The organism is uncultured Pseudomonas sp. (assembly GCF_913777995.1).
In the GTDB taxonomy this organism is placed as follows: Bacteria; Pseudomonadota; Gammaproteobacteria; order Pseudomonadales; family Pseudomonadaceae; genus Aquipseudomonas.
This window is the reverse complement of record NZ_CAJYVE010000030.1, coordinates 58,966-83,461: the sequence shown is the minus strand read 5'-3', so window position 1 is coordinate 83,461 and position 24,496 is coordinate 58,966. Positions and strand designations below refer to the sequence as shown.

The 24,496-nt window shown below is 64.8% G+C and carries 18 protein-coding genes; 3 read left to right on the top strand and 15 right to left on the bottom strand.

Translation table 11 applies throughout. The features are described 5' to 3' along the window. Window positions 1-68: 68 nt before the first annotated feature. Window positions 69-590: a lactoylglutathione lyase gene (gene gloA, locus QZ497_RS13245; protein WP_295475541.1), complete on the bottom strand. Its 522-nt coding sequence runs from the start codon at window positions 588-590 to the stop codon at window positions 69-71. Window positions 591-723: 133 nt separating this feature from the next. On the opposite strand from gloA, the gene QZ497_RS13240 reads away from it, so the two are divergent. Beyond that, window positions 724-1,275 (top strand): DUF4946 domain-containing protein, encoded by a 552-nt coding sequence (locus QZ497_RS13240; RefSeq protein ID WP_295475538.1) that lies wholly within the window; start codon window positions 724-726, stop codon window positions 1,273-1,275. A 581-nt stretch (window positions 1,276-1,856) separates the two neighbouring features. Here QZ497_RS13240 and QZ497_RS13235 read toward each other — a convergent pair. The 8 genes from QZ497_RS13235 to QZ497_RS13200 all read right to left on the bottom strand — a co-directional run bounded on the left by QZ497_RS13235 (window position 1,857) and on the right by QZ497_RS13200 (window position 13,642). After that, on the bottom strand, window positions 1,857-2,222 hold the full coding sequence (locus tag QZ497_RS13235; protein ID WP_295475590.1) for a histone-like nucleoid-structuring protein, MvaT/MvaU family: 366 nt from the start codon (window positions 2,220-2,222) through the stop codon (window positions 1,857-1,859). Between the two features lie 358 nt (window positions 2,223-2,580). Next, complete coding sequence (locus QZ497_RS13230; RefSeq protein WP_295475536.1) at window positions 2,581-3,672, bottom strand: tetratricopeptide repeat protein; 1,092 nt, start codon at window positions 3,670-3,672, stop codon at window positions 2,581-2,583. 161 nt (window positions 3,673-3,833) lie between these two features. Further along, a complete protein-coding gene (locus QZ497_RS13225; RefSeq protein WP_295475534.1) occupies window positions 3,834-5,243 on the bottom strand; it encodes an efflux transporter outer membrane subunit in 1,410 nt (469 codons plus the stop codon). After that, window positions 5,243-8,434, bottom strand: a complete 3,192-nt coding sequence (locus QZ497_RS13220) for an efflux RND transporter permease subunit (RefSeq protein ID WP_295475531.1) — start codon at window positions 8,432-8,434, stop codon at window positions 5,243-5,245. The genes QZ497_RS13225 and QZ497_RS13220 overlap by 1 nt, the downstream gene beginning before the upstream one ends. Before the next feature lie 12 nt (window positions 8,435-8,446). After that, window positions 8,447-9,688, bottom strand: a complete 1,242-nt coding sequence (gene mexE, locus QZ497_RS13215) for a multidrug efflux RND transporter periplasmic adaptor subunit MexE (protein ID WP_295475528.1) — start codon at window positions 9,686-9,688, stop codon at window positions 8,447-8,449. Between the two features lie 175 nt (window positions 9,689-9,863). Beyond that, window positions 9,864-10,997 carry an MFS transporter gene (locus tag QZ497_RS13210; protein ID WP_295475587.1) on the bottom strand — a complete coding sequence of 378 codons (1,134 nt, stop codon included), beginning with the start codon at window positions 10,995-10,997 and terminating at the stop codon, window positions 9,864-9,866. Window positions 10,998-11,444: 447 nt separating this feature from the next. Continuing rightward, the gene (locus QZ497_RS13205; protein ID WP_295475526.1) at window positions 11,445-13,037 is read right to left on the bottom strand and encodes a rhodanese-related sulfurtransferase; all 1,593 of its coding nucleotides are present in this window, start codon (window positions 13,035-13,037) and stop codon (window positions 11,445-11,447) included. Continuing rightward, the gene (locus QZ497_RS13200) at window positions 13,034-13,642 is read right to left on the bottom strand and encodes a cysteine dioxygenase (protein WP_295475523.1); all 609 of its coding nucleotides are present in this window, start codon (window positions 13,640-13,642) and stop codon (window positions 13,034-13,036) included. Before QZ497_RS13200 ends, QZ497_RS13205 begins: the two co-directional genes overlap by 4 nt. A 320-nt stretch (window positions 13,643-13,962) precedes the next feature. Here QZ497_RS13200 and QZ497_RS13195 point away from each other — a divergent pair, with 320 nt between their 5' ends. Together QZ497_RS13195 and QZ497_RS13190 are read left to right on the top strand one after the other, a co-directional pair. Beyond that, complete coding sequence (locus QZ497_RS13195) at window positions 13,963-14,922, top strand: ABC transporter substrate-binding protein (RefSeq protein ID WP_295475520.1); 960 nt, start codon at window positions 13,963-13,965, stop codon at window positions 14,920-14,922. 44 nt (window positions 14,923-14,966) lie between these two features. After that, the gene (locus QZ497_RS13190; protein WP_295475518.1) at window positions 14,967-16,286 is read left to right on the top strand and encodes an LLM class flavin-dependent oxidoreductase; all 1,320 of its coding nucleotides are present in this window, start codon (window positions 14,967-14,969) and stop codon (window positions 16,284-16,286) included. 364 nt (window positions 16,287-16,650) lie between these two features. Here QZ497_RS13190 and QZ497_RS13185 read toward each other — a convergent pair whose 3' ends face one another. From QZ497_RS13185 to QZ497_RS13160, 6 genes are all read right to left on the bottom strand, one after another. Continuing rightward, window positions 16,651-17,757, bottom strand: coding sequence for an LLM class flavin-dependent oxidoreductase (locus tag QZ497_RS13185; protein WP_295475516.1), 1,107 nt, complete (start codon window positions 17,755-17,757; stop codon window positions 16,651-16,653). A 25-nt stretch (window positions 17,758-17,782) separates the two neighbouring features. Continuing rightward, window positions 17,783-19,117, bottom strand: coding sequence for an LLM class flavin-dependent oxidoreductase (locus QZ497_RS13180; RefSeq protein ID WP_295475514.1), 1,335 nt, complete (start codon window positions 19,115-19,117; stop codon window positions 17,783-17,785). A gap of 258 nt (window positions 19,118-19,375) precedes the next feature. After that, window positions 19,376-20,998 carry an ABC transporter ATP-binding protein gene (locus tag QZ497_RS13175; protein WP_295475512.1) on the bottom strand — a complete coding sequence of 541 codons (1,623 nt, stop codon included), beginning with the start codon at window positions 20,996-20,998 and terminating at the stop codon, window positions 19,376-19,378. Continuing rightward, a complete protein-coding gene (locus tag QZ497_RS13170) occupies window positions 20,995-21,891 on the bottom strand; it encodes an ABC transporter permease (protein ID WP_295475508.1) in 897 nt (298 codons plus the stop codon). Before QZ497_RS13170 ends, QZ497_RS13175 begins: the two co-directional genes overlap by 4 nt. Window position 21,892: 1 nt before the next feature. Beyond that, window positions 21,893-22,843, bottom strand: a complete 951-nt coding sequence (locus QZ497_RS13165; protein ID WP_295475506.1) for an ABC transporter permease — start codon at window positions 22,841-22,843, stop codon at window positions 21,893-21,895. Further along, a complete protein-coding gene (locus tag QZ497_RS13160) occupies window positions 22,840-24,468 on the bottom strand; it encodes an ABC transporter substrate-binding protein (protein ID WP_295475503.1) in 1,629 nt (542 codons plus the stop codon). The genes QZ497_RS13165 and QZ497_RS13160 overlap by 4 nt, the downstream gene beginning before the upstream one ends. Window positions 24,469-24,496: the final 28 nt, after the last annotated feature.

The following is a 24,496-nucleotide window of genomic DNA, read 5'->3' as shown; positions in this document are numbered from 1 at the left end:
CTTTTTCATGTCGGGCGCGCAGCCTGCGAACCCTTATCGGCACAGGCCACGCGGTGACGTTGCGCCACTTACAGCGGCGCAGGCTGGATGACTTCCACCCAGTAGCCGTCCGGATCCTTGATGAACGCCAGGTGATTCATGCGGCCGTCGGCCAGGCGCTTCTGGAAGGGCACGCCAAGTTGCTCGAAGCGCTCGCAGGCCGCGACCACGTCTGGCACCGATACGCAGATGTGACCGAAGCCGCGTGGGTCGCTGTTGCCATTGTGGTAAGCGAAGCCTGCGTCCTTCTCGGTGCCGTGGTTATGGGTGAGCTCCAGCACGCCGGGGATGGATTTCATCCACTGGTGGCGTGCGTCGTCGTCTTCCGGAATCTGTTGCTTGTCTACCAGGGCCAGGAAGTAAAGGCTGAATTCAGCCTCCGGGAAGTCGCGTTTGTCGACCAGGCTGAAGCCCAGTACGCGGGTGTAAAAGTCCAGCGAGGCGGTGATGTCCTTGACACGCAGCATGGTGTGGTTGAACACGAAACCCTGGGTGGCCGCTTCGGGCTGGGCGGTCACGCCTGGGAAGGTGTTGAGATCGTGCAGGCTCATGGATGTCTCCGGCTTGAGGTGTACAAAGTGCGCAATGATACGGGGCAGGGGGGCTCATGCAAACCGCTCTGCCTCTTGTTGTCGCGGTGCGACAGGCTCAGAATTTCCGCATCTCCTTTCGGTGCCTTGCCCCATGCCCAGTTTTCGCTTGCGTTCGATCTGCATCGCTTCCTTTCTTCTGGCCGGTGCCGGCCTGGCGCATGCCGAGGATGCGATGATTCTCTGGCCCGCCGGTTGGGACGTACAGTCGCTGCCGGTAAGCGAGTCGGGCACGGAGCAGCCCACCGTCCAGCTCAGACAACGGGCAATCAAGAATGATCAGCGCGGTGAGCCGAGCATGGTGGTGGAGCTGACCCGCTCGCGCCTAGTGCCGGGGCACGCGGTGAATGTCCAGGGCGTGCTGTTGGAGATGCGCAAGGCAGTACAGGTCGACTTTGCCCGAAGCGGCCTGCAAAGCGCCTGTACTCACGTACGAGAAGTCTCCCTGGGTGGCGTGCCGGGCATGGAAAGTACCTGCACCGTGACGCAGAACGGCGTGCACGTGATGACCCAGACCCTGGTGGCGGCGGCCGATGCCCAACAGGCGTGGTCGTTGTCTTATGCAGGGTCGGCGCAGGGCTACGCGCAGAACAAGGACGAGGTGCAGCGCATTCGTGACAGCTTGCGCCTGGGCGACGCCCGTTGAGCTTTTCAGCAGGCAAAATAAAGCCCGCGTGTGCGGGCATGGGGTGCTAGTCCTTTAGCTGGTTGTATCTTGGATCACCTCGCGTGAAAAAAACGTGAAGCCAGCGCCTGCAGATCGAGGGGTGCAGCTGCCGCCCATCGACATATCCGGAAATAGCCTACAGGGTTTCCGTAATTGTCTGATTGCCAATAATCTGTAGCGGCGAATTGTTTGAAGTTTTGCAACGCACTATTTTGCCGGTTGCAATGAAGGTTTATTGACGTCATAAATCTTGCGATGCCGGAGATGTGACGCTGTCGACACTTTCACATTAGCGCGTAGCACCGCCGCCTGCTCTGAGCGTGGGTGATGTATCGATCGATCCCGGCAACGGCTGTTAGCGGCGGGACTGCTACTTGTCCTTACCTTTCGTGCGGTGTTCAGGCAACAGTGAAATGGTACGGATGTGACCTTTGAAATGACGTTTTCTTCTGTTCGGCGGATAACTTCGCCAGGCGAGGGGGCGCAAGTTGTGATGCAGTTCAATAACGCATCAGCAATAAAAAAGCCCTGCTAGGCAGGGCTTTGGCAGATCGATGCGATCAGGCACGGACCCAGGAGTCGACAGTGTCTGCACCGTACTGTTCTTTCCAGGCCTTCAGGCCGCGGTGATTACCGCCTTTGGTTTCGATCAGCTCGCCGGTGTGTGGGTTCTGATACACCTTGACCACGCGGGCGCGACGGCGCTTAGGGCCTGCCGGTGCGGCAGCCAGGCTGGTGGCGCTGGCAGGATCGAGGATAGCGATGACATCGCGCAGGCTTTTGCCATAGCTCGCCATCAGCTCCTTGAGCTTCTGCTCGAATTCGATTTCTTTCTGAAGGCCGGCATCTTTCTTCAAGGCTTCCAGCTGGGCCAGCTGTTCTTGAAGGGCTTTCTCTGCGGCTCGAAACTCGGCAAGTCTGGACAAAAAACATACTCCGACAGTGTATTGGCTGTGATCAGCCGAACAAAGCGACAAGACAAAAAACTTTGACCGATTCGCTCATCTCATTTGCTGGCCGGTGGATCGATGCTGAAACTAAACGTTTCAGCTATCACTAACCGATGACAGCGCAGCCGTTAATCGGCTACGCAGTAATAATGCCCGTTTTTTCGAATTTAGCAAACCGTCTTGTGCAAACCTTAATTGTATAGACACTTTCAGCTTGCTCGGAATGTGTTAACGGCGAGGGCGGGGTGTAAGTTATTTCTGATAATAACGCCATGCGCCAGTGAGTCTTGGCAGCCCTTGACCGGGTTGCAATCAGTACGACCCGGCGTCTGTATCAAAGGCCCTGTTGCAGCGTCGGGTCATCAGGATTCTGTTGTTCAAGTTCGGCCAACAATACCTGAACATTCTGTAACTGCCCGGCCTCGCGGGCGTACTGAATCAACAATACCCGTGCTTTTCGGTTGGCCGGGTGATTCTGCACAATCTGTTGCAATTGCTTCTGCGCGGCTTCGAGTTGTTCAAGATCGTGCAGGGCCAATGCCAGGTCATAGTGATAATCGTCATTGTCCGGCGCCAGCTCCGACGCTCGGGCCAGGCTGAGTACCGCGAATTCCGCCTGTCCATGTTCGCGTAGCCACTTGCCCAGGGCGTGTTGCAACTCTGGCGCATTCGGATGCTTCTCCAGCAGGGAGCGGAATGCTTGTCGGGCCTTGTCGGCCTGGCCCAGGTCATCGAGCAGTTCGACCCGCGCCATGCCGGTGGCCAGATCGTCAGGCTGCAACTTCACCGCCTGCTCCATGCTGGCCAACGCCTGTGCGCTTTTGCCTGTCTGCTGGTAAAGGCGAGCGAGTTGCACCAGGTTCGAGGCACTGGGCGGTTGCCGGGCCAGGAAGGGTTGCAAGGATTCGGCGCTGTGCTGCAGTGCCGCGAAATACAGGCCAAGGTCGTCCGGCGACAACGGCACAAGAGCCAGCGTCGCGGCCAGGCGTACCTGCATGTCGCTGTCGGTCAGCAAGGGGCCCAGCAGCACGGCCAGGTGATTATCCGGCAGCAATCGCACTGCGCTCTGGATCGCCGCTTCGCGGACCGCCACGGACTCGTGGTCCAGGAGCGTATCGAGCAATTTCAGCGCCTGCGGGCTGGGGTAGTGGGGCAGTTCGGCGAGCAAGGCGATCAGCCGCTCATCGGGCATGTCGTCGCGGACCAGTTGCTGGTAGAGCATGCGTGCGGCACCCGGCTTGCCGAGGCGGGCCTGCTCCAGGGCCTGGGCGTAGCTCTGGCTGGGATGGCTGGCCTTGGTCTGGCCGTTGGGTTCGCTGCGCCAGATCAGCAAGGCCAGCGCCAACAGGCAGATCAACGAAGCTGACAGCAGGGCGTTCATCCAGCGACGCGGCCGCTGGGGACTGGAGAAAGAATCTTTGCGCATACCGATATCCAATGCGTGACGCCATGCAGCTTCGAAGAGACGAACACAGCTGTCAAATTCTGGATCGGGTCGCTACCTGCCTGGGCCGTCTGTCGTGCACAGCCTGGGGGCGTGCCGCAAGCAAGGGGCAAAAGCCCCTCGCTGTGGCCAGAGACGGACGGTCAGGCTTTCTGCCAGCCGCCGCCCAGCGCCTTGTAGATCGCCACGATGCCCTGGTACAGGTCAATCTGCGCTTGGGCCTGGGCATCCTCGGCGGCCAGGCGCTCGCGCTCGGCATCCAGCAGCACCAGGAAATCCGCCGTGCCTTCGCGGTATTGCACCGAAGCCAGGCGTGCCGCCTCGCGGCTGGCCTCGCTTTGACGCAACAGGGCGAGCAGGCGTTGCTGGCGCTTGTCGTAGTCGCTGAAGGCGTTTTCCGACTCTTCCAGGGCCAGCAACACGTGCTGCTCATAGTTGGCCAGCGCGCCCTCGGCGTCGGCATCGGCGCCGCGAATCCGCGCCCGCACGCTGCCCAGGTCGAAGGCCGCCCAAGTGATGCTCGGACCCAGGCTCCAGGCCTTGGCCGCCTGTGAGCCAATCTGCGAACCACGGCCTGCGGTGAAGCCCAGGAAGCCGCTGAGGCTGACGCGTGGGAACAGGTCGGCGGTGGCCACGCCAATGCGCGCAGTGGCCGAAGCCAGTTGCCGCTCGGCCGCCCAGACATCCGGACGCTGGCGCAGCACCTGAGTCGGGTCACCCACCGCCAGGGTCTTGGCGATGGCCGGCAGCCCGGCCGGGCTCAAGTCGACGCTCAAGGCCTCGGGGCGCTCACCCAGCAGGGTGGCGATGCGGTTGCGCTGGCGCACCTGTTCGGCCTGCAGCTGCGGCACGCTGGCTTCCACCGCTGCCAGACGCGCATCGGCCCGCACCACGTCCAATTCGTTGCCGACGCCCGCGTCACGCAGTTGGGTGGTCACGGCGCGCGAGTCCTGCTGGTTCTTCAGGTTGTCACGGGCAATGGCTTCGCGCAGCTGGGCACCGCGCAGTTTGCCGTAGGCGTCCACCACGTCGGCGACCAGCGTCACCTGCAGTTGGTAGAGGTCCGCCTCGGCGGCCTGCTGGTCGGCGTCGCTGGCCTCCAGCTGGCGCTGGATGCGCCCGAACAGATCAACTTCCCAGGCCATGTCCAGGCCCAGGTCGTAGCGCTCGCTGTTGACCCGTTGTTCGGTCTGGCCAGGCACCTGGCCCTTGCCGACCTGGCCGCTGGCGCGGCTGGTGATCACCGGCATCGCGTCGTTGGCCACGTCGTCACGGATCGCCCGGGCCGCCTTGAGGCGGGCAAAGGCTACGCGCAAGTCGCGGTTGCCGGTCAGCGACTGCTCGACCAGGCGGTTCAGCGTGGGGTCGTCGAACTGCTGCCACCAGTTGGCCGCGCTGCGGCTGCGGTCATAGGCGGTTTTTGCGGCCTGGGCCTGTTCCAGTGCCAGGGGCTTGGCCGCCGGGGTGTCCGGGGTCTTGTAGTCCGGGCCGACGGCACAGGCCGCCAGCGCCAGGACCAGCAGGCTCGGGGCGAAGAGTTTCACGGCACTCATCAATGCGCCTCCACGGGCTGGGTCGGTTGTTGCGCGATGCGCGCGGCCTTGCGGGCTTCACGGCGCTCGACGAAGTTACGGATCAGGACATAGAACACCGGGGTCAGCAGCAGCCCGAAGAAGGTCACCCCGAGCATGCCGGAGAACACCGCCACACCCATCGCATGACGCATTTCCGCGCCCGCGCCGCTGGACAGCACCAGGGGCACCACACCCATGATGAACGCGAAGGAGGTCATCAGGATCGGCCGCAGACGCAGGCGGCAGGCTTCCAGCACCGCGGCCAGCGGGTCCAGGCCCTCGGCCTGCTTGTCCTTGGCGAACTCGACGATCAGGATCGCGTTCTTGCATGCCAGGCCGACCAGTACGATCAGGCCGATCTGGGTGAAGATGTTGTTGTCGCTGCCGGCGATGATCACCCCGGCAATCGCCGAGAGCAGGGTCATCGGTACGATGAGGATCACGGCCAGGGGCAGGCTCCAGCTTTCGTACTGCGCGGCCAGCACCAGGAAGGCCAGCAGGACGCAGAGCGGGAAGACGAACAGCGCGGTGTTGCCGGCGAGGATCTGCTGGTAGGTCAGGTCCGTCCATTCGTAGGTCATGCCGTTGGGCAGTTCTTCCTTGAGCAGCTTGGCCATCGCCGCTTCGGCCTGGCCGGAGCTGTAGCCCGGTGCGGCGGCGCCGTTGATCTCGGCGGTGATGAAGCCGTTGTAGTGCATGACCCGGTCAGGGCCGGCGGTGTCGCTGACTTTGACGAAGGTCGCCAGTGGGATCATCTCGCCCAGGTTGTTACGCACCTTGAGCTGGCCGATCTGGTCGGCTTCCTGGCGGAACTGCTGTTCGGCCTGGACGTTGACCTGATACGTGCGGCCAAAGCGGTTGAAGTCGTTGGCGTACAACGAGCCCAGGTAGACCTGCAGGGTGTCGAAGATGTCGCTGATCGCCACGCCATGGGTCTTGGCCTTTTCGCGGTCGATGGCGGCGTCGACCTGCGGGACGTTCACCGTGTAGCTGGTGAACAGGCCGGCCAGTTCCGGCACGCTGCGGCTTTTGGCGATAACGTTCTGGGTTTCCTTGTACAGCGCTTCGTAGCCGAGGTTGCCACGGTCCTGCACCTGCAGACGGAAACCGCCGATGGTGCCCAGCCCCATGACCGGTGGTGGCGGGAAGATCGCCATGTAGGCGTCCTGGATCGACGCGAACTTGCCATTCAGTGCACCAGCAATGGCGTTGGCCGACAGGCTCGGGTCCTTGCGCTCATCGAAGGGCTTGAGCGTGACGAAGACGATGCCGTTGTTCGGGCTGTTGGTGAAGCCGTTGATCGACAGGCCGGGGAAGGCCACCGCGCTTTCCACGCCGGGTTGCTTGAGGGCGATGTCCGACATGCGCTTGATCACATCTTCGGTGCGATCCAGGCTCGCGGCGTCCGGCAACTGGGCGAAGGCCACCAGGTACTGTTTGTCCTGGCTGGGCACGAAGCCGGTCGGGGTGCTGGAGAAGCCCACCCAGGTCAGCGCCATCAACCCGGCGTAGACCAGCATGGCGATGCCGCTGCGGCGGATCACCCGTCCCACGGTGCCGACGTAAGTGTGGCTGGCCTTGACGAACATCCGGTTGAACGGTCGGAACAGCCAGCCGCCCAGCAGCCGGTCGAGCAGGCGCGAGAAGCGGTCCTTGGGCGCATCGTGCCCCTTCAGCAGCACCGCAGCCAGCGCCGGCGAGAGGGTCAGCGAGTTGAATGCGGAGATCACCGTGGAAATGGCGATGGTCAGGGCGAACTGCTTGTAGAACTGCCCGGTGAGGCCGGAAATGAACGCCGCGGGTACGAACACCGCGCACAGCACCAGGGCGGTGGCGATGATCGGTCCGGTCACTTCGCCCATGGCCTTGTGCGTTGCCGCCACCGGCTCCAGGCCCAGCTCGATGTTTCGCTCGACGTTCTCCACCACCACGATGGCATCGTCCACCACGATACCGATGGCCAGTACCAGGCCGAACAGCGACAGGGCGTTGAACGAGAAGCCGAACAGGTGCATGACGGCAAAGGTGCCGATCAACGAGACCGGTACGGCGGCCAGCGGAATGATCGAGGCGCGCCAGGTCTGCAGGAACAGGATCACCACCAGCACGACCAGAATCAGCGCTTCGAACAGGGTGTGGATCACCGCCTCGATGGAGCCGCGTACGAAGATGGTCGGGTCATAGACGATCGAGTAGTCCATGCCCTGGGGGAATTCCTTCTTCAGCTCGGCCATGCGCGCCCTGACTTCGTTGGAGATGTCGATGGCGTTGGAGCCGGGGCGCTGGAAGATCGGCAGGGCCACTGCCGGCTTGTTGTCGAGCAGCGAGCGCAGGGCGTATTGATTGGAACCCAGCTCGACCCGCGCGACGTCTTTCAGGCGCGTGATCTCGCCGTTGGCGCCGGCACGAATGACGATGTTCTCGAACTCTTCCTCTGTCACCAGGCGACCCTGGGTGTTGATCGACATCTGGAAGCTGGTGGCGTTGGGCGAGGGCGGCGCGCCCAGCTGGCCGGCGGCGACCTGGCGGTTCTGTTCGCGAATGGCGTTGACCACGTCGGTGGCGGTCAGGTTGCGCGAGGCGGTCTTGTTCGGGTCCAGCCACACGCGCAGCGAGTAGTCGCCCATGCCGAACAACTGCACGTCGCCCACACCGTTCAGGCGGGCCAGTTCATCCTTGATGTTGAGCACCGCGTAGTTCGACAGGTAGAGCATGTCGTAGCGGTCATCCGGCGAGGTCAGGTGCACGACCATGGTCAGGTCGGGCGAGGCCTTGTCCACCGTGATACCGATACGGGTGACTTCCTCGGGCAGCTTGGGCTCGGTGCGCGTCACGCGGTTCTGCACCTGCACCTGGGCGTTGTCCAGATCGGTCCCCAGGGCGAAGGTGATGGTCAGGGTCATCTTGCCGTCGGCGGTGGCCTGAGACGACATGTACAGCATGTTCTCCACGCCGGTGATCGCCTGTTCCAGCGGCGAGGCGACGGTTTCGCCGATCACCTTGGGGTTGGCGCCGGGAAAATTGGCACGCACCACCACGGTGGGCGGCACCACTTCCGGGTATTCGCTGATCGGCAGCTTGAACAGCGAGATCGACCCGGCAATGAGGATCAGCAGCGATAGCACGGCGGCGAAGATCGGCCGTGAAATGAAAAAGGTCGAAAAATTCATCGGTCGGGTCCCTTAGCCGCGCGGCGCATTGGCGCTGGCGAGCTTGACGTTGGCCTGGTTCTTGGCAGGCGTGCTGTTGCTGGCTTCGAGGGCTTCACGCTGCTGACGCAGGGCGGCGAGGGTCTTTTCGCTGGCCATCGGCATGACTTCCGGGTCAACGGGCTGGCCGGGACGTACGCGCTGCAGGCCCTTGACCACGATGGTGTCGTCCTTGGCCAGGCCACTGCGCACGATACGCAGGCCTTCAAGCTTCGGACCCAGCTCCACCGGGCGATAGGCCGGGGTGTTGTTCTTGTCCATCACCAGCACGTACTTCTTGCCCAGGTCGGTACCGACCGCGTCGTCCTGGATCAGCACGGCCGAGTAAGTGGCGCTGCCGACCAGCTTCAGGCGGGCATACAGGCCCGGGGTGAAGAAACCGTCGCGATTGTCGAACACGGCACGGCCACGGATGGTGCCGGTGCGCGGGTTGACCTGGTTGTCGACGAAGTTCATCTGCCCCTGGTGCGGGTTGTCCGGCTCATTGGTCAGGCCCAGGTAGACCGGGGTGCTCTGGCCGCGCTGGCCTTCACGTGCCAGCTGGTTGTACTTGAGGAACACGCGCTCATCGGCATCGAAATAGGCGTACACCTTGTCGGTGGACACCACGCTGGTCAGTGGCGTGACGTCGGCGGTGACGATGTTGCCGGTGGTGATCTCGGCGCGGCTGACCCGACCACTGATCGGTGCAGTGACGCGGGTGAAGCTGAGATTCAGACGCGCCAGGTCCAGTTGCGCCTGAATGGCGGCGACGCCGGCACGGGCTTCCTGGGCCGCCGTGGTGCGCGAGTCGGCCAGCTCGGCGGAAATGGCGTTGTTGGCACGCAGGCGGTCACCGCGCTGGGCTTCGTTTTCGCTGCGATTGGCGACGGCGCGGGCTTGTTGCAACTGGGCTTCGAGGCGACGGACCTCGGCCTGGAACGGGCGTGGGTCGATCTGGAACAACAGGTCGCCTTTCTTCACCAGCGCGCCGTCGGTGAAGGCCACCTGGTCGATCTGCCCCGACACGCGCGGACGCACCTCGACAGTCTCCGGGGCTTCCAGGCGGCCGGTGAACTCGTCCCATTCGTTGATCGGCTGTTCCAGCACCTTGGCCACGCTGACCTTGGGGGCCGCAGGCGCGACCGTGGCTTCCGGTGCACGACCGCAGGCGGTGAGCACCACCAGGGCCAAGGCGGTGAGGGGGTAACGTAAGTGTTGGAGGGACTGAGCCATGGAGAATCCGCCGCAGATTAGGTTTATTGATGGGCGGATTCTGTTGGTGGGCCCCACTATTAACGAATCGAATGGGACGAAGGTTATTATCGATCTGAATGATGCAAGCGGCACCCTGAGGGTGCCGTTTCATCCGAGGCCACGAAGAACGTGGCCGGCAGGGTCGAGCAGAGGCTCAGCGCACGGCTTCAGCCTGGGTCATCGCCGTGCCGCGTAGCGCTGCCACGTACACCAGCAGGCCCAGCAGCGCGGTGGCCGCACCGACATAACCGGTGGCGGTCCAGCCCCAGCCAGCGGCGATGGCCATGCCACCCAGCCACGGACCCAGGGCATTGGCCAGGTTGAAAGCCGCATGGTTGGACGCCGCCGCCAGGGTCTGCGCGCCCTTGGCGATGTCCATCAGCCGAGTCTGCAGCACCGGACCCAGGGCAATCATCGAGCCGACGCAGGCGATGCCGACCAGCAGCGAGCCGATCGACTGGGCGGCGAGCGGGAAGGCCAGCAGCACGATGATCGACCAGACCAGCACGATGCCGATGGCCCGCACGCCAAAACGGTCGAACAACCGGCCGCCGACGATGTTGCCCAATACCGCGCCGCCGCCGAAGCTGGCCAGGGCAGCAGGAATCCAGGCCTGAGACGCCCCCGTCACCTCCAACAGGGTCGGCGCCAGGTAGCTGAACACGCAGAACATGCCGGCGAAGCCTACCGAAGCGATCAGCAACAGCAGGCCGATCTGCGGCTTGCAGAAGGCCTTGAGTTCGTGACGCACACTGGTGGCTTCGGGTTTGGGGCCGCCGGGCAGCAGCAGGTAGACCAGCACGCTGGTCACCGCGGCGATCATCGCCACCAGCACGAAGGCGTAGCGCCAGTCGAGGATCTGCCCCAGCCAGGTGGCCAGCGGGTTGCCGATCAGCATCGCCAGGGTCAGGCCCATCATGACCGCACTGACGGCTGCGCCGCGCTTGTGCAGCGGGCTGATCGACGCGGCTGCCAGCGCTGCGACACCGAAATAGGCGCCGTGGGGCAGGCCGCTGACGAAACGCGCGAGCATGGCACCGTGGTAGTCGCTGACCATGGCGCTGGCCAGGTTGGCCAGGGCATAGAACAGCATCAGTGAAACCAGCAGCGCCTTGCGTGTCAGGCGGCTGCCGAGCATCGCCAGCACGGGGGCGCCGACCACGACGCCGAGGGCATAGGCGCTGATCAGATGGCCCACCTGCTGCTCGTTGACCGCCAGACCATGGGCGACCTCGGGCAACAGGCCCATGATCACGAATTCACTGGTGCCGATGGCGAAACTGCCCATCGACAGCGCCAGCAGGATCAGCAGCCGCAGGCCGGCGCTGGGTGGGTTGTCATTGCTGATTGACACGAATTGACCTCATCGGTGAAGAACGGGCAAAGGCGCATACCGGCGCCGAGGGGCGCAAACCATACGTGATCCGACCGCGCTCGTCATGCCTGAGAGCGTCCTGTCAGGATAGCGCCATGGCAGCTTCGACCGCTCTACGGCGCCGGGGTTGCGCTGCCAAGCGCATTGGCCTGGCAGCACCGGCGTCAGCGGTTTGGCCTTCGTGGGAACGAGCTTGCTCGCGATGGCGGCGTCCTGCTCGTGACAAATGCAGTGACCTTGCCGGCCCTTTCGCGAGCAAGCTCAAGCAAGGTGCGAGGGCGTCTGCAGCCGGGGAGGGGCATTGCGTAGCGGTGGCCGCTCTGCTCAGAAGCGGTCACGGTGCCGGGGAGGCAGGAAGGTTCAGGCTGCCCGGTCGGCCTTGCGCAGCACCTTGAAGCCGTGGGTGCCATCGCGGTCCAACTGGGCGATCAGGCCGAACTCCCAGTCCAGGTAGCCCTGCATGGCTTCGCGTGGGTTGTCGGTGCCCTCGTAGGGGCGCCGGTAGCGATCGGTACGTGGTACGGCCAGGTGGCTTTCACCACTTTCCAGTGCCTTGCCTGCGGCGATCCATGCCGCCGTGCCGCCGGCCAGCACGTACACCGGCACCTGGGTCAGTGCCTGCAGGTCGATGGCGGCAAAACGCGCCAGCAGGCTGCTGCCACAGGTGACCACGTAGCGCTCGGCCACTGGCAAGCGTTCCAGCGCCTGGGGCAACTGCGCACGAATCGCCCACTGTGCGCCAGGGATATGGCGCTTGACGTAGTTGGCGCTGGTGGTGAAGTCCAGCAGCACGGTGCCGGGTTCCTGCAACCAGGTTTCCAGTTGCCCGGCGCCGATCTCGGTGACCGATGGCAAGGCCGGCAAGGGGGCTTGCCAGTCGCCGCGCTCGCTGAAGTCGACCGCCGAGAGCCCGTCCAGCACCGCCACCTCCCAGCCCATCTGCGCCAGCCAGGACGCACTCATGTTGGCCCGTACGCCGTCGTCGTCGAGCAGCACGATGCGTGCCCCGCGTACGCTGGCGACGTGATCGGTCTCCTGGACCAACTGGCCGCCTGGCACCGAGCGGCTGCCCGGCAGGTGGCCGCTGGCATATTCCTCTGGCGTGCGCACATCGAACAGGTAGGTGGTGCGCCGCGTTTCGGCCTGCCAGGCGCTCAGCGTCGTGCGGTCCAGGCGTTTCACGCCGGCCTGGTCGGCCACCGTTCTGGCGCGTCGGGCGGCGTTCTCGCGGGTAGGTTCAGCCACTTCACCGAAGCGGCGTTCCTGCCCATGGGCCAGTTGCTGGCCGGCGAGGGTCCAGCCAATGGTGCCGTTGCGCAGGGCAGCGACCGGGTTGGGAATACCCGCGTTGACCAGTGACTGGGTGCCGATGATGCTGCGCGTACGCCCGGCGCAGTTGACGATCACCTGGGTCTTCGGATTCGGCGCCAGCTCGGCGACGCGCAGTACCAGCTCGGCGCCCGGCACGCTGATGCCACCGGGGATGCTCATGGTCTGGTATTCGTCGAAGCGCCGCGCATCGAGCACCACCACGTCGGCCTGCTCATCGAGCAGTGCCTGCACCTGCTCGGCGGCCAGTGACGGGGTATGGCAGGCGCTTTCGACCAGTTCGCCGAACGCCTTGCTAGGCACGTTGACGTCGCGGAACAGCTCACCGCCTGCGGCGCGCCAGCCGGCCAGGCCACCTTCGAGCAAGGCCACGTCGCTGTAGCCCAGCGCCTGCAGGCGCTGCGCTGCCAGCTCGGCCAGACCTTCGCCGTCGTCGTACAGGGTAATGGCGGTATCGCGGCGCGGCACCCGCGCGTAGATCTCCAGCTCCAGGCGCGACAGCGGAATGTTGGCGGCGAACAGCGGATGTTCCTGGGCGAAGGGGTCTTCTTCGCGCACATCGATCAGGGCCAGTTCTTCATGGGCCAGCAGAGCCTGGCGAATATCTTGGAAACGACGGGTCATGGGGCAGGATTCTCTTTGGACAGGTCCCAGATATTGGGCAGATGACGGTTGGAATAACCGGAAATGAACGGCTTCTCGCTGCCGTCGGGCAGGTACACCGCACGGCTCACGGCGCCGATGTTGGCGCCGTACACATGAATGCTGATCGACACACGGTCGTCGAAGGCGTTGCTGACCTGGTGGATGTCACCGATGCGCGGCGACACGGCTTCCACCTGGCCGGGTTCCAGGCGCACGGCGTCGCCCTGCGGCACCAGCAGGCCCTCGGTGGTGCGCGAGTAGCCCTGGGAGTGTTCGGCGCCGCGCAGCATGCCGATCAGTCCCCAGACCCGATGGTCGTGGATCGGTGTGCGTTGGCCGGGGCCCCAGACGAAACTGACCACGGAAAAGCGCTGCCGACCATCGCCGTGCAGCAGGTACTGCTGGTAGCGCTCGGGGTCGGGCCGGGCGAGTTCATCCGGCAGCCAATCGTCATGGCTGACCAGGCTGCGCAGCAGGGCCTGGCCCTGATCAAGGAGGGCGGCTTCGTCGGCTGTGCGGTCGAGCAGCTCGGACAAGGCGGCGATGAAATGACGCAGGCGCTCGAGGCGCGGCGGTGGGCTCATTGGGATGGCTCGCTGACGATTTACGCTCACCCTAACAAAGCGGATAAATATTCTACAAATTCAAAATAATTATAAGTAAATATGCATATTGCGCATTTAAAGCTGTCTTTCGCCGGGCTGCCGAGCGGGCATGAGCTTATGCCCAAAACGAATTTCACAAGCCTTTTTATGGCGTTTAGTTTGTATTTGGATGCTTGGTTAGATTTGAAATTCATATGCGCCATTAGCCGGACCTGGCAAGTATTCCATCCCCCTTAGCAATCACGAGACCGCACGCGCGGATCGCAACGGTCGTGCCCATCGGGCACCTGGAGACGAACGTGCGTTACTTCAAGCAACTGGCGGCTGGCATGCTGGCCGCCTCTTTCAGCCTGGCTGCGGCGGCGCAGCCCCTGGTGGTCGGCGACCAGAGCTACAACACCCGCGCGGTGATGGAAGCCGCCGGTGTCCTGGACGGTTTGCCCTACGAACTGGACTGGAAGCAGTTCACCGCCGGCTCGCCGGTGGCCGAGGCGTTGAATGTCGGCAGCCTGGACCTCGGCTTGCTCGGCGATGCGCCGCCGCTGTTCCTCGGCGCCCTGGGCGCGCCGATCAAGATCATCGCGGTGAGCCGGCAGAACCTCGAAGGCGTGGCCATCCTGGTGCGCAAGGATTCGAACATCCACAGCCTGGCCGACCTGCGCGGCAAGCGCGCAGCCATCTGGAAAGGCTCGTGGAGCCAGCAACTGCTGCTGACCGCGCTGGACCACGCCGCCGTGCCGCGTGACGCCGTTGAACTGCGTTACCTCAGCGCCCTGGATGCGTCCCATGCCCTGGACGGTGGCTCGGTAGACGTCATCGCCACCTGGGAGCCTTATGTCACCCAACAGCAGCGACAGGGCGCCCGGGTACTGGCCACCGCCGACGGGCTGATTCCGGCGCAGAGCTTCGTGGTCGCCAACGCCAAGGCGGTGGAGACCAAGCGAGCGCAGATCGCCGACTTCCTGCAACGCCTGAAACAGGCCCGTGAATGGGCGCTCAGTGACCCGCAACACACTGAAGCCTACGCCGATGCCTGGGCAGCACGGACCCGCGCCGACGGTGATATCGCCCGTGCCTGGTTCGCCCGCGCGCGCACCGACCTGGCGGCACTGAACCCGCAGGTGATCACCGATGCGCAAAAGACCGTGGACTTTTTCGCCAGCCTGGAGCTGATCAAGGCTTACCCGGCGGCGAGCCTGTTCGACACCTCGTTCAGTGCCGCGCTGCAGGCACCGGCCACTGCCCAGGCCACGCGCTGAATCGGCTGGCGCCCCCCACCACGAATTCCAAGGAAGTCATGCCCATGAGCAAACGACAAATCAAACTCGGCGCCCTGACCATGGGCTGCGGCGGCCCTGGCCGGCACAACCTGTGGCTCGACCCGGAGCTGCCGGCAGACGCCAGCGTCAATATCGATTGGTACATCGACATCGCCCGGCAGGCAGAAGCCGCGCTGTTCGACCTGATGTTCATCGTCGACAGCCAGTTCATCACCCCCGGCTCGCCGTCGCACTACCTCAACCGCCTGGAACCGCTGACCCTGCTTTCGGCCCTGGCGGTCAGCACCCGCCACATCGGCCTGGTCGGCACGCTCACCACCTCCTATAACGCGCCGTACAACGTCGCGCGTCGTCTGGCATCGCTGGACCTGATCAGCAAGGGCCGCGCCGGCTGGAACGTGGTAACCAGCGGCGACGCCGGTACGGCGGGCAATTATGGGCTGGATGAACACTACGACTACGACACTCGCTACAGCCGTGCCCATGAGCACGTGCAGGTGGTCCAAGGCCTGTGGCGCTCCTATGAAGACGACGCCTTTCCCCGCGACCGCCGCACCGGGCAGTTTCTCGACCCTGCCAAGTTGCACGCGCTGAACCACCAGGGGGCGCATTTCTCGGTGGTCGGCCCGCTGAACATCCAGCGTTCCCCCCAGGGCCAACCGGTGATCTTCCAGGCCGGCGATTCCGAACAGGGTCGCGACCTGGGCGCGGCCACCGCCGACGTGGTGTTCACCCACGCTGCGAGCATCGAACAGGGCCAGGCCTTCTACCGCGACATCAAGGCGCGTGCCGCGCGGCTGGGGCGCGACCCGGAGCAATTGTTGGTGCTGCCGGGGGCAGAGATCTACGTGGGCGACACCGATGAGCATGCCCGCGAGATCGAGCGGCATTACCACCAGGCCGATCACAGTTTCGAGCTGGCGCTCAAGGAGTTCGGGCGCAATTTCGGCTGGCACGACTTCAGCCAGTACGATCTGGACGCGCCGTTTCCGCAGCAGAGCCTGGAGTCGGCGCGCAGCAGTTTCTTCACCAACGCCAAACGCATCGCCGATCAGGCGCGAGACAAAGGCTTCACCTTACGCCAGGCGGTGGAGTTCGGGCGGCAGCTGCGTCCGGGTGCCTTCGTGGGGTCGGCGCAGACGGTGGCGGCGAAAATGACCGAGTGGTTCGAGGCGCGGGCGCTGGATGGCTTCAATATCTACATCGGCCACCCTGGGCAGTTCCGCCGTTTTACCGATGAGGTGGTGCCGCTGCTGCAAGAGCGCGGGGTGTATCGCCAGGCCTATGAAGGCACCACCTTGCGCGAAAGCCTGGGCCTGCAAATTCCCCGCTGGCGTAACTGAAACCAGGAAAGGGGCCGCCGAAAGCTTCCCGGCTGAAGCCGGTCCTACCCGTATCGGCCACATATCGCGGCTGAAAAGGCCGCTGTATTGGCTTTAGCCGCAATATTGATCAGTTAGGTCGGGTAGCAGTGGCTTCAGCCTCGAAGCGACCGCCTGTTCACTGAATTTCCTGGCGCTTTCGCGGCTAAAGCCAATACTGGTCAGTTAGCCCGTGGGAGCGAGCTTGCTCGCGAAGGCGGCGTCACGTTCACAGCAGATGGAGCGGCTTTGCCCGCTTTTCGCGAGCAAGCTCCCACAAGCAAAGCGCTTAACCGAACAGTGTTGCGGCTAAAGCCGTTCCCACCGAGCGCCACAAAGCCGTTTCTCAGGCCCTGCGCTGTTGCCGCTCGGCCTCGCGCTGCGCCACCAGGGCGCGGATGCGCGGGATCAGCTCCTGGCCGTATTGCACCGAGTCGGCCAGTTGATCGAAACCGCGGAACAGGAAGGTGGTCACGCCCAGGTCGTAATAGGCCAGCGCCGCTTCGGCGACCTGGTCGGGGGTGCCGACCAGCGAGGTGGAGTTGCCCGCGCCGCCACCGAGCGCGGCGATTTCGGTCCACAGCCGGGTGTCGTGGACCTTGCGCTGGCTGGCCAACTGCACCAGTCGTTCGGAGCCGACGTTGCTCTTGCCGAAGTTCTTCTCACGGCGCTTGCCCTGGCGAATGCCGATACGTTCACGGGCCTCGGCAAGAATGCGCTCGGCGCGCTCCCAGGCCTGCTCCTCGGTGGCGCCGAGGATCGGCCGCAGCGACAGACTGAAGCGGATCTGTTCCTCGCGCCCGTAACGTGCCGCCGCCTTGCGCACCTGGGCAATGCGCTCGCGTACCTGCGCCAGAGGCTCGCCCCACATCATGTACACGTCAGCGTGCCTGGCGGCGACTTCCACCGCCGCGTCGGAGGCGCCGGAGAAGTAGATCGGCAAGTGCGGCTGCTGCAGCGGCTTGACCAGGGTCAGGTTGTCTTCCACCCGGTAATGCGCTCCTTGATGGTCAAACGGCTCGTGGCGCGTCCAGGTGTTGCGCAGCACCTGCAGGTACTCGTCGGTACGGGCATAGCGGGCATCCTTGTCGAGGAAGTCGCCGTCGCGTTGCAGGTCGCCGCTGTCGCCGCCGGTGATCACGTTGATCGAGGCCCGGCCACGGCTCAGGTGATCGAGGGTCGCGAATTGCCGCGCGGCGAAGGTCGGTGCCTGAAAACCAGGCCGGTGTGCCACCAGCAGGCCGATGCGTTCGGTCAACGCAGCCACATAGGTGGCGAGGATCATCGAATCCGGGGCGCTGGTGTTGACCGCCAGCAACGCCTTGTCGAAACCACCGTACTCCTGGGCCTGGGCAAAGGCACGGATGAACGGCAGGTCGATTATCGGGCCACGCGGGGCCTGGGATTCGCTGCCTTCCTGGGGGCCGATCAGGCCGATGAACTCAAGACTCATGGACTCGCTCCTTGCATGAAAAATGTCAGGCCACCGCGCCCTGGGCGCGGCGCAGGGTGTTGCGATTGGTCGGTACGGTCAGGCCGAAATGCTCGCGCAGGGTCTGGCCCTGGTACTCGCGGCGCAGCAGCCCGCGGGCCTGCAGCAGCGGCACCACCTGTTCGGTAAAGGCTTGCAGGCCGTCGGGCAGCAGCGAGTTGATGATGAAACCGTCGGCAGCGCCGTTTTCGAACCAGTACTGCAGGGCATCGGCCACCTGTTCCGGGGTGCCCACGAAGTCGCGGCGTGGCTGCGAGAAACGCAGCGCCAGCTGGCGCAAGGTGAGGCCCTCGTCGCGGGCCAGTTGCTTGAGCTGGTCGGAGGTGCCCTTGTGGCTGTCATTGCCCAGGGTGCCAAGGTCCGGGAACGGCGCATCGAGGTCATGCCGGCTGAAGTCGTAGTCATTGAACGGCCGGCCCAGTGCAACCAGGGCATCTTCGATGCTGACCAGCTCGACGGCCTGCTGATAGCGGTCTTCCACCTCGGCGGCATCGCGACCGACGATCGGCCGGATACCCGGCAGGATCGACAACTGTTGCGGGTCGCGGCCATGCCGTGCGGCTCTTTGCTTGAGGTCCTGGTAGTAGTCGCGGGCATCGCTGAACGACTCGGGGCTGACGAAGATCGCATCGGCGTTCTGCGCCGCGAAATGGCGGCCGTCTTCCGACACCCCGGCCTGGAAGATCACCGGCTGGCCCTGGCGCGAACGCTGGATGTTCAGCGGTCCCTTGACCTTGAAGAATTCGCCCTGGTGGCCAAGTGTGTGCAGTTTGTTCGGGTCGAAGAACTGCCCGCTGTGCTTGTCGCGGGTGAAGGCGTCGTCTTCCCAGGAGTCCCACAGGCCCTTGACCACTTCCAGGTGTTCGCGGGCGATTCGGTAGCGCACCGCATGCGGTGGGTGTTCGGCCTTGCCGAAGTTGTCGGCGGTACCCGACAGCCAGGACGTCACCACGTTCCAGCCGGCGCGGCCGCCGCTGATCAGATCCAGCGAGGCGAACTGCCGGGCGACCTGGAACGGCTCGGTGTAGCTGACCGTGACCGTGGCCACCAGGCCGATGCGCTCGGTGACCGCCGCCAGCGCCGAAAGGATCGTCAGCGGTTCGAAGCGATTGAGGTAGTGGGGGCTGGAGCGGGCATGGATGTGCAGGCTGTCGGCGATGAAGGCGAAGTCGAAGCGGGCGGCTTCGGCCAACCGGGCCTGGTGCTTGTAGAAACCGAAGTTGACGCTGGCATCGGCCAGCGCATCGGGGTGGCGCCATTCGCCCCAGCCATGGCCGACGCCATGAATCATGGCGCCAAGGCGGATTTGTCGTGTGCTCATCGAAGTACCTGTGGTGAAGAGATGGGAAAGGCCTGGCGCAGGCCATCGCCAACGCGCCGCAGGGCGTGTCGAGCGTGGCGTGAGTCAGAATGGGCGTTCATGCGGTGCAGGCTCCTGGCGTGGTCGGGAAAACGGCCTCCGCCAGGAAAGGGGTCGGTCTGGATTGAACTTAGCGGTGTAAGTCAGGCTTGTGAAAGGCTTTGTGGTTCTATGCTAATAATGAGTGATATGAATCTATATTCACTCAGATTATGCGTCTTATGCATTTATTGCTCGACGCCCCGGAATGGCTGCGATCAGCTCGCGGGTGTAGTCACTGGCTGGACGCTCGAACACCTGGTTGGCCGGGCCTTGTTCCACCACATGGCCCTTACGCAGCACCAGGACGTGATCGGCCATGTTTGCCACCACGGCCAGGTCGTGGGACACCAGCACATAAGCGATACCCAGTTCGCGCTGCAATTGTTCGAGCAACGCGAGGATCTGCGCCTGGACAGACACATCCAGTGCACTCACCGGTTCGTCGAGCAGCAGCAGCTCAGGTTGCAGCGCCAACGCACGGGCGATGGCCACGCGCTGGCGCTGGCCGCCAGACAGCTCGCGGGGCAGACGGTCGAGGTATTCCACGGGCAGATGCACTCGCTTGATCAGCTCACGCGCCGCCTGTTCCAGCGCCTCGCCCTTGAGCAGGCCAAATGACACGAGCGGTTCGACGATGCTGTCGAACACCGTGAAACGTGGGTCCAGTGCCGCGAACGGGTTCTGCTGCACCAGCTGGATGCGCCGGCGCAGTGGGCGGAACTCGCGCCAGCCATAACCACTGACATCCTGCTGATCGAACAGCACCTGCCCATGGCTGGGTGTTTCAAGGCCCAGGGCGATACGCAGTGCCGTGCTCTTGCCTGACCCGGATTCGCCGACGATCGCCAGGGTACGGCCACGATGCACCTCCAGGCTGAGGTCGTGCAGGGCCGTGAAATGGCTGTTCTGCCCCTGACTTGCGGGCAAGCGAAAGCGTTTGCCGACGCCCACCAGGCGCAGGATGGGCGGAGCCTCGCTGGGTACTGAGGCGGGTCGCTGGCGGGGTATGGCGAACGCCGGTGCAGCAGCGAGCAAGGCTCGCGTGTAAGGGTGCTGGGCGTCGCCGAGAATCTGGGCTGGCGAACCCTGTTCGACCCCTTCGCCGCGCTGCATGACCAGCAGGCGGTCGGCGCGGTCGGTGGCCATGCCCAGGTCGTGGGTGATGATCAGCAGGGCAATGCCGCGCTCGGCCACCAGGCGCTGCAAATGGTCGAGGATCTTGCGTTGTACCGTGACATCCAGGGCGCTGGTTGGCTCATCGGCGATGATCAGCTGCGGGTCGCCCGCCAGAGCGATGGCGATCAGCACGCGCTGGCGCATCCCGCCAGACAGCTCATGGGGATACTGACGTGCGCGTAGCAGCGGGTCGTCGAGGCCGACCTGAGCGAGCAGTTCCAGCACGTTGGCATCCAGGCCGGCATAGCGCCGCCCGCGCGCCAGCAGCAAGGCTTCGCCGATCTGCTGGCCGATGCGCAGGGTGGGATTGAGGCTGACCATCGGGTCCTGCGGCACCAGGCCGATCATCCGCCCGCGCACCTGGCGCCAGTCGCGTTCGCTGGCCTGGGCCATTTCCCTGCCGGCGATGCGCAGCTGACCCGCGTCGATCTGTGCGTTGCCCGGCAACAGACCGAGCAGCGCATTGGCCAGGGTCGATTTGCCCGAGCCAGACTCACCGACGATGGCCAGTGTTTCCCCGGCGGCCAGGCTCAACGACAGTCGGCGCACGGCCTGCAGCCGCTGGCTGGCCACGGCATAGCTGATACTCAGGGCCTGTGCTTCGATCAAGGCTGGCGAGGTCATCGGGCCTGCTCCTCGACGCTGCGCGCCAGATGGTTGAGGCTGAACACCACGGCGACCACGAACAGCCCCGGCAACAGCGACACCCAGGGTGCGGTGATCAGGAAGTGCCGGCCATTGGCGATCAGCGTGCCCCATTCCGCTGCCGGCGGCGCGGCGCCGAAGCCGAGGAAGCTCAACCCGGCAGCGGCCAGGATCGCCGCACCGAAATCCAGCGTGGCAAGCACCGCCACCGGCCCCCAGGCGTTGGGCAGCACATGGCGCAGCAGGGTGCGGGTCCAGCTGGCGCCGCCCAGGCGCGCGGCTTCCACGTAGGGCAGGGTCTTGATGCGCAGCACCTCGGCGCGAGTGGTACGGGCGAAGCCAGGAATGATTCCGACACCGACCGCTACGGCCACCGGCACGGTACCGAAGCCGATGGCAGTGACGATGGCCAGGGCCAGAAGCAGGCCGGGCAGCGCCAGCAGCACGTCGACCAGGCGCATCAGCGCAGCATCCACACGCCCGCCGGCAAACCCGGCCAGTACGCCAAGGCTCAAGCCCCCGGCCAGGGCGATGGCCACGGCCAGCAGCGCCGCCTGCACCGAAAGCCGCGAGCCATAGACGACGCGGGTATACAGGTCGCGGCCCAGTTCATCGGTACCGAACCAATGGGTCGCACTGGGGGCGGCGAGCTTGTCCACCGGCGATGTCGCGTAGGGGTCGAAGCTGGTCAGCAGTTGCGGGGCCAGCGCTGCCAGCAAGGCAAACGCCACCACCAGCAGGGCCAGGCTGAAGCCGGGACGACGTAGCAGTGGCACGGCGGCCAGGGCCAGGCGTTGCAGGCGTGTGCGGCGTTTCCAGGTTGCGCTGGGTGGCGCCAGGGGGGCGGGGTAGGAGTGAGTTTCGGCGGTCATGTCAGGTCACCTTGGGAGTATGGGTGATACGCGGGTCCAGGCAGGGGTAGAGCAGGTCGACGATCAGGTTGACCACCACGAAGGCCGCCGCCGAGACCGCGACCACCGCCAGCACCACCGGAATGTCCTGGCGCAGCACGGCTTCCTGGGCCAGGCGACCGACGCCGTTGCGCGAGAAGATGGTTTCCACCAGTACCGCGCCGGACACCGTGTTGCCCACCTGCAGGCCGACCAGGGTCAGCACCGGCAACGCGGCATTGCGCAGCCCATGGCGCGCCTGCACCTGCGCGCGGCTGAGGCCTTTGGCAAAGGCGGTGGTGATATAGGGCTCCTGCCACACGCCCTGGAAACCGCGCTGCAGCACCTGGGCATACACGGCGGCACTGGGAATCGCCAATGTCACTGCAGGCAGCACCAGGCTTTCGACGCCTTGGCTGCCGGTGGCGGGAAACCAGCCCAGGCCGAAGGCGAAGACCTGGATCAGCAACAGGCCCATCCAGAACACCGGTACGGAAAAGCCCAGCGACGGCAGGCGCGCCAGTGCGGTCTTCAGCGGCTGCCATTGCAGGTAAGCCGTGAGGTAGGCCAGGCCGATGCCGCCCACCAGCGACAGCAGGATGGCCAGGCCGGCCAGGGCCAAGGTCTGTGGCAGGCGCTCGGCGAGCAGTTCGCTGACCGGGCGGCCCAGCGACAGCGACTGGCCGAGATCGCCCTGCACGGCGCGCCACAGCAGGTCGAAATACTGCTCGAACAGGCCCTTGTCCAGGCCGTAGTAGGCGCGGGCCTTGGCCAGCGCTTCGGGCGACAGGCCGTCGGCCTCCATGCCCGAGGCGCTGAGCATGATCGCCAGGGTGTCGCCTGGCAGCAGGTAGAGAATGAAATAGCTGATGCTGTAGGCGCCCCAGAGCACCAGCAGCGCCTGGCCGATGCGGCCGATCAGGTAGCGCCTCATGGCTGGCCCACCTGGATGTCACTGAGGAAGGCGAAGCCTTCGGCGGTCCAGTGAAAGTTCTTCACCCGCGGGGCGGTGGCTGCCTGCCAGACACGCTCGTAGATCGGAAAGGCCGAGGCTTCGTCGACCAGCAGGTCCTGCAACTGGCCGTAGGCGTCGGCGCGCTGTGCATCGGCGGTGGCGGTGATGCCCTGGTCGAACAGCGCCTGGGCGCGCACCAGGGTAGCGGGTTCATAGGTGCTGGTGGCCAGGGTGGCGCTGTTGGCGGCACGCGGGTCGAGGATGGTCTGCAGGATGATCGGGTCGGCTCGGGTCATGTAGGTGGAGGTCAGGTCGTAATTGCCCGAACTGTTGCCGGCCACCCACTCGGCGCGGGTCAGCACGTTGAGTTTCAAGTCGATGCCGACCTTGCGCAGCTGGTCCTGGATCAGCACATCGCCAGCGCTTTCGGCAGGGGTGAGGTTGTAGCGCAGGGTCAGGCGCTGGCCGTTCTTGTAGCGGTAGCCGTCGGCTGCCTTGTTCCAGCCCGCGGCATCCAGCAGACGCTCGGCGCCCTGCGGGTCGTAGGCGAGCTTGGCGCTCTGCTCCTTGAAGTACGGCGTGGTCACGTCGTACACGCCGCGCACCACCGGAAACGCAGCGTTGTAAACGGTGTGCGCGTAGCTGCTGCGGTCGATGGCTTTCTGCAGCGCCAGGCGCAGTTGCCGGTCGCCGAGCAGACGACCGTTGCGGGTGTTGGGGTAGAGGTTGAGCGCCGGACCGGGCAGGGAGCGGCTCTGGATGGTCGCGCCCTTGGACTGGAACAGCGTGGCGTCGACCTCCGAGAACGGGTTGCGTGGCCAGAGGATGTCGGCCTTGCCCTGCAGGAACAGGCCATTGCGCACGCTTTCCTCGGGAATGTAGCGGATCTCGACGCTGTCCAGGTGGGCGGCCCCCTGGTTGCGCACATTGGCCGAGGCCCAGGCGTAGTCGGCTCGCTTCACCAGCCGGGCGCCGACCTCCGGGGTGTAGTGCTCCAGCACGAAGGGGCCGGTGCCGATGATCTTGCCCAGCGAGCGTTCCTGGGCCGTGAGCTGGTAGGAGGCCGGGGCGAGGATCGCCAGGTTGGTGGTGGACGTGGCCTGCAGGAAACCGGCGTTGGGGCGTGACAGCACCAGGCGGACGGTGAAGGTGTCGAGCACCTCGGCGTGGTCGTAGCCGGCCAGGTAGGTGGCGCCGAAGGTTGCGGGCAACTGCGTGGCAAAGGCCTTGTTGCTGTCGAAGGCGGTCTTCACCGCCTGGGCGTCGAAACGCTCGCCGTTGCTGAAGGTGACGTCCTGGCGCAGGTGGAAGGTGTAGCTCAGCGCATCGGGGCTGACCTCCCAGCGCTCGGCCAACCAGGGAATGATGCGGCCCGTTTCCGGGTCCTGGTCGGTGAGCGACTCGGCGACGTTGCGCAGCAGCACGCGATGCTCCAGCCAATACACTTGGAACGGGTCGACGCTGACCAGGGTGGTGTTGTCGCCCCAGAAGGCGATGTTCAGGGTCTTGCTGGCCGTGCTGTCGGCCGTGGGCGAGCAACCGCCCAAGGCCAGGCCGAGGGCGCAGGCGGCGAACAGCTGCCTGACGAGACGCAGTGGGGGCATGGAATATTTCCTCATGGGCGCAGGGTGC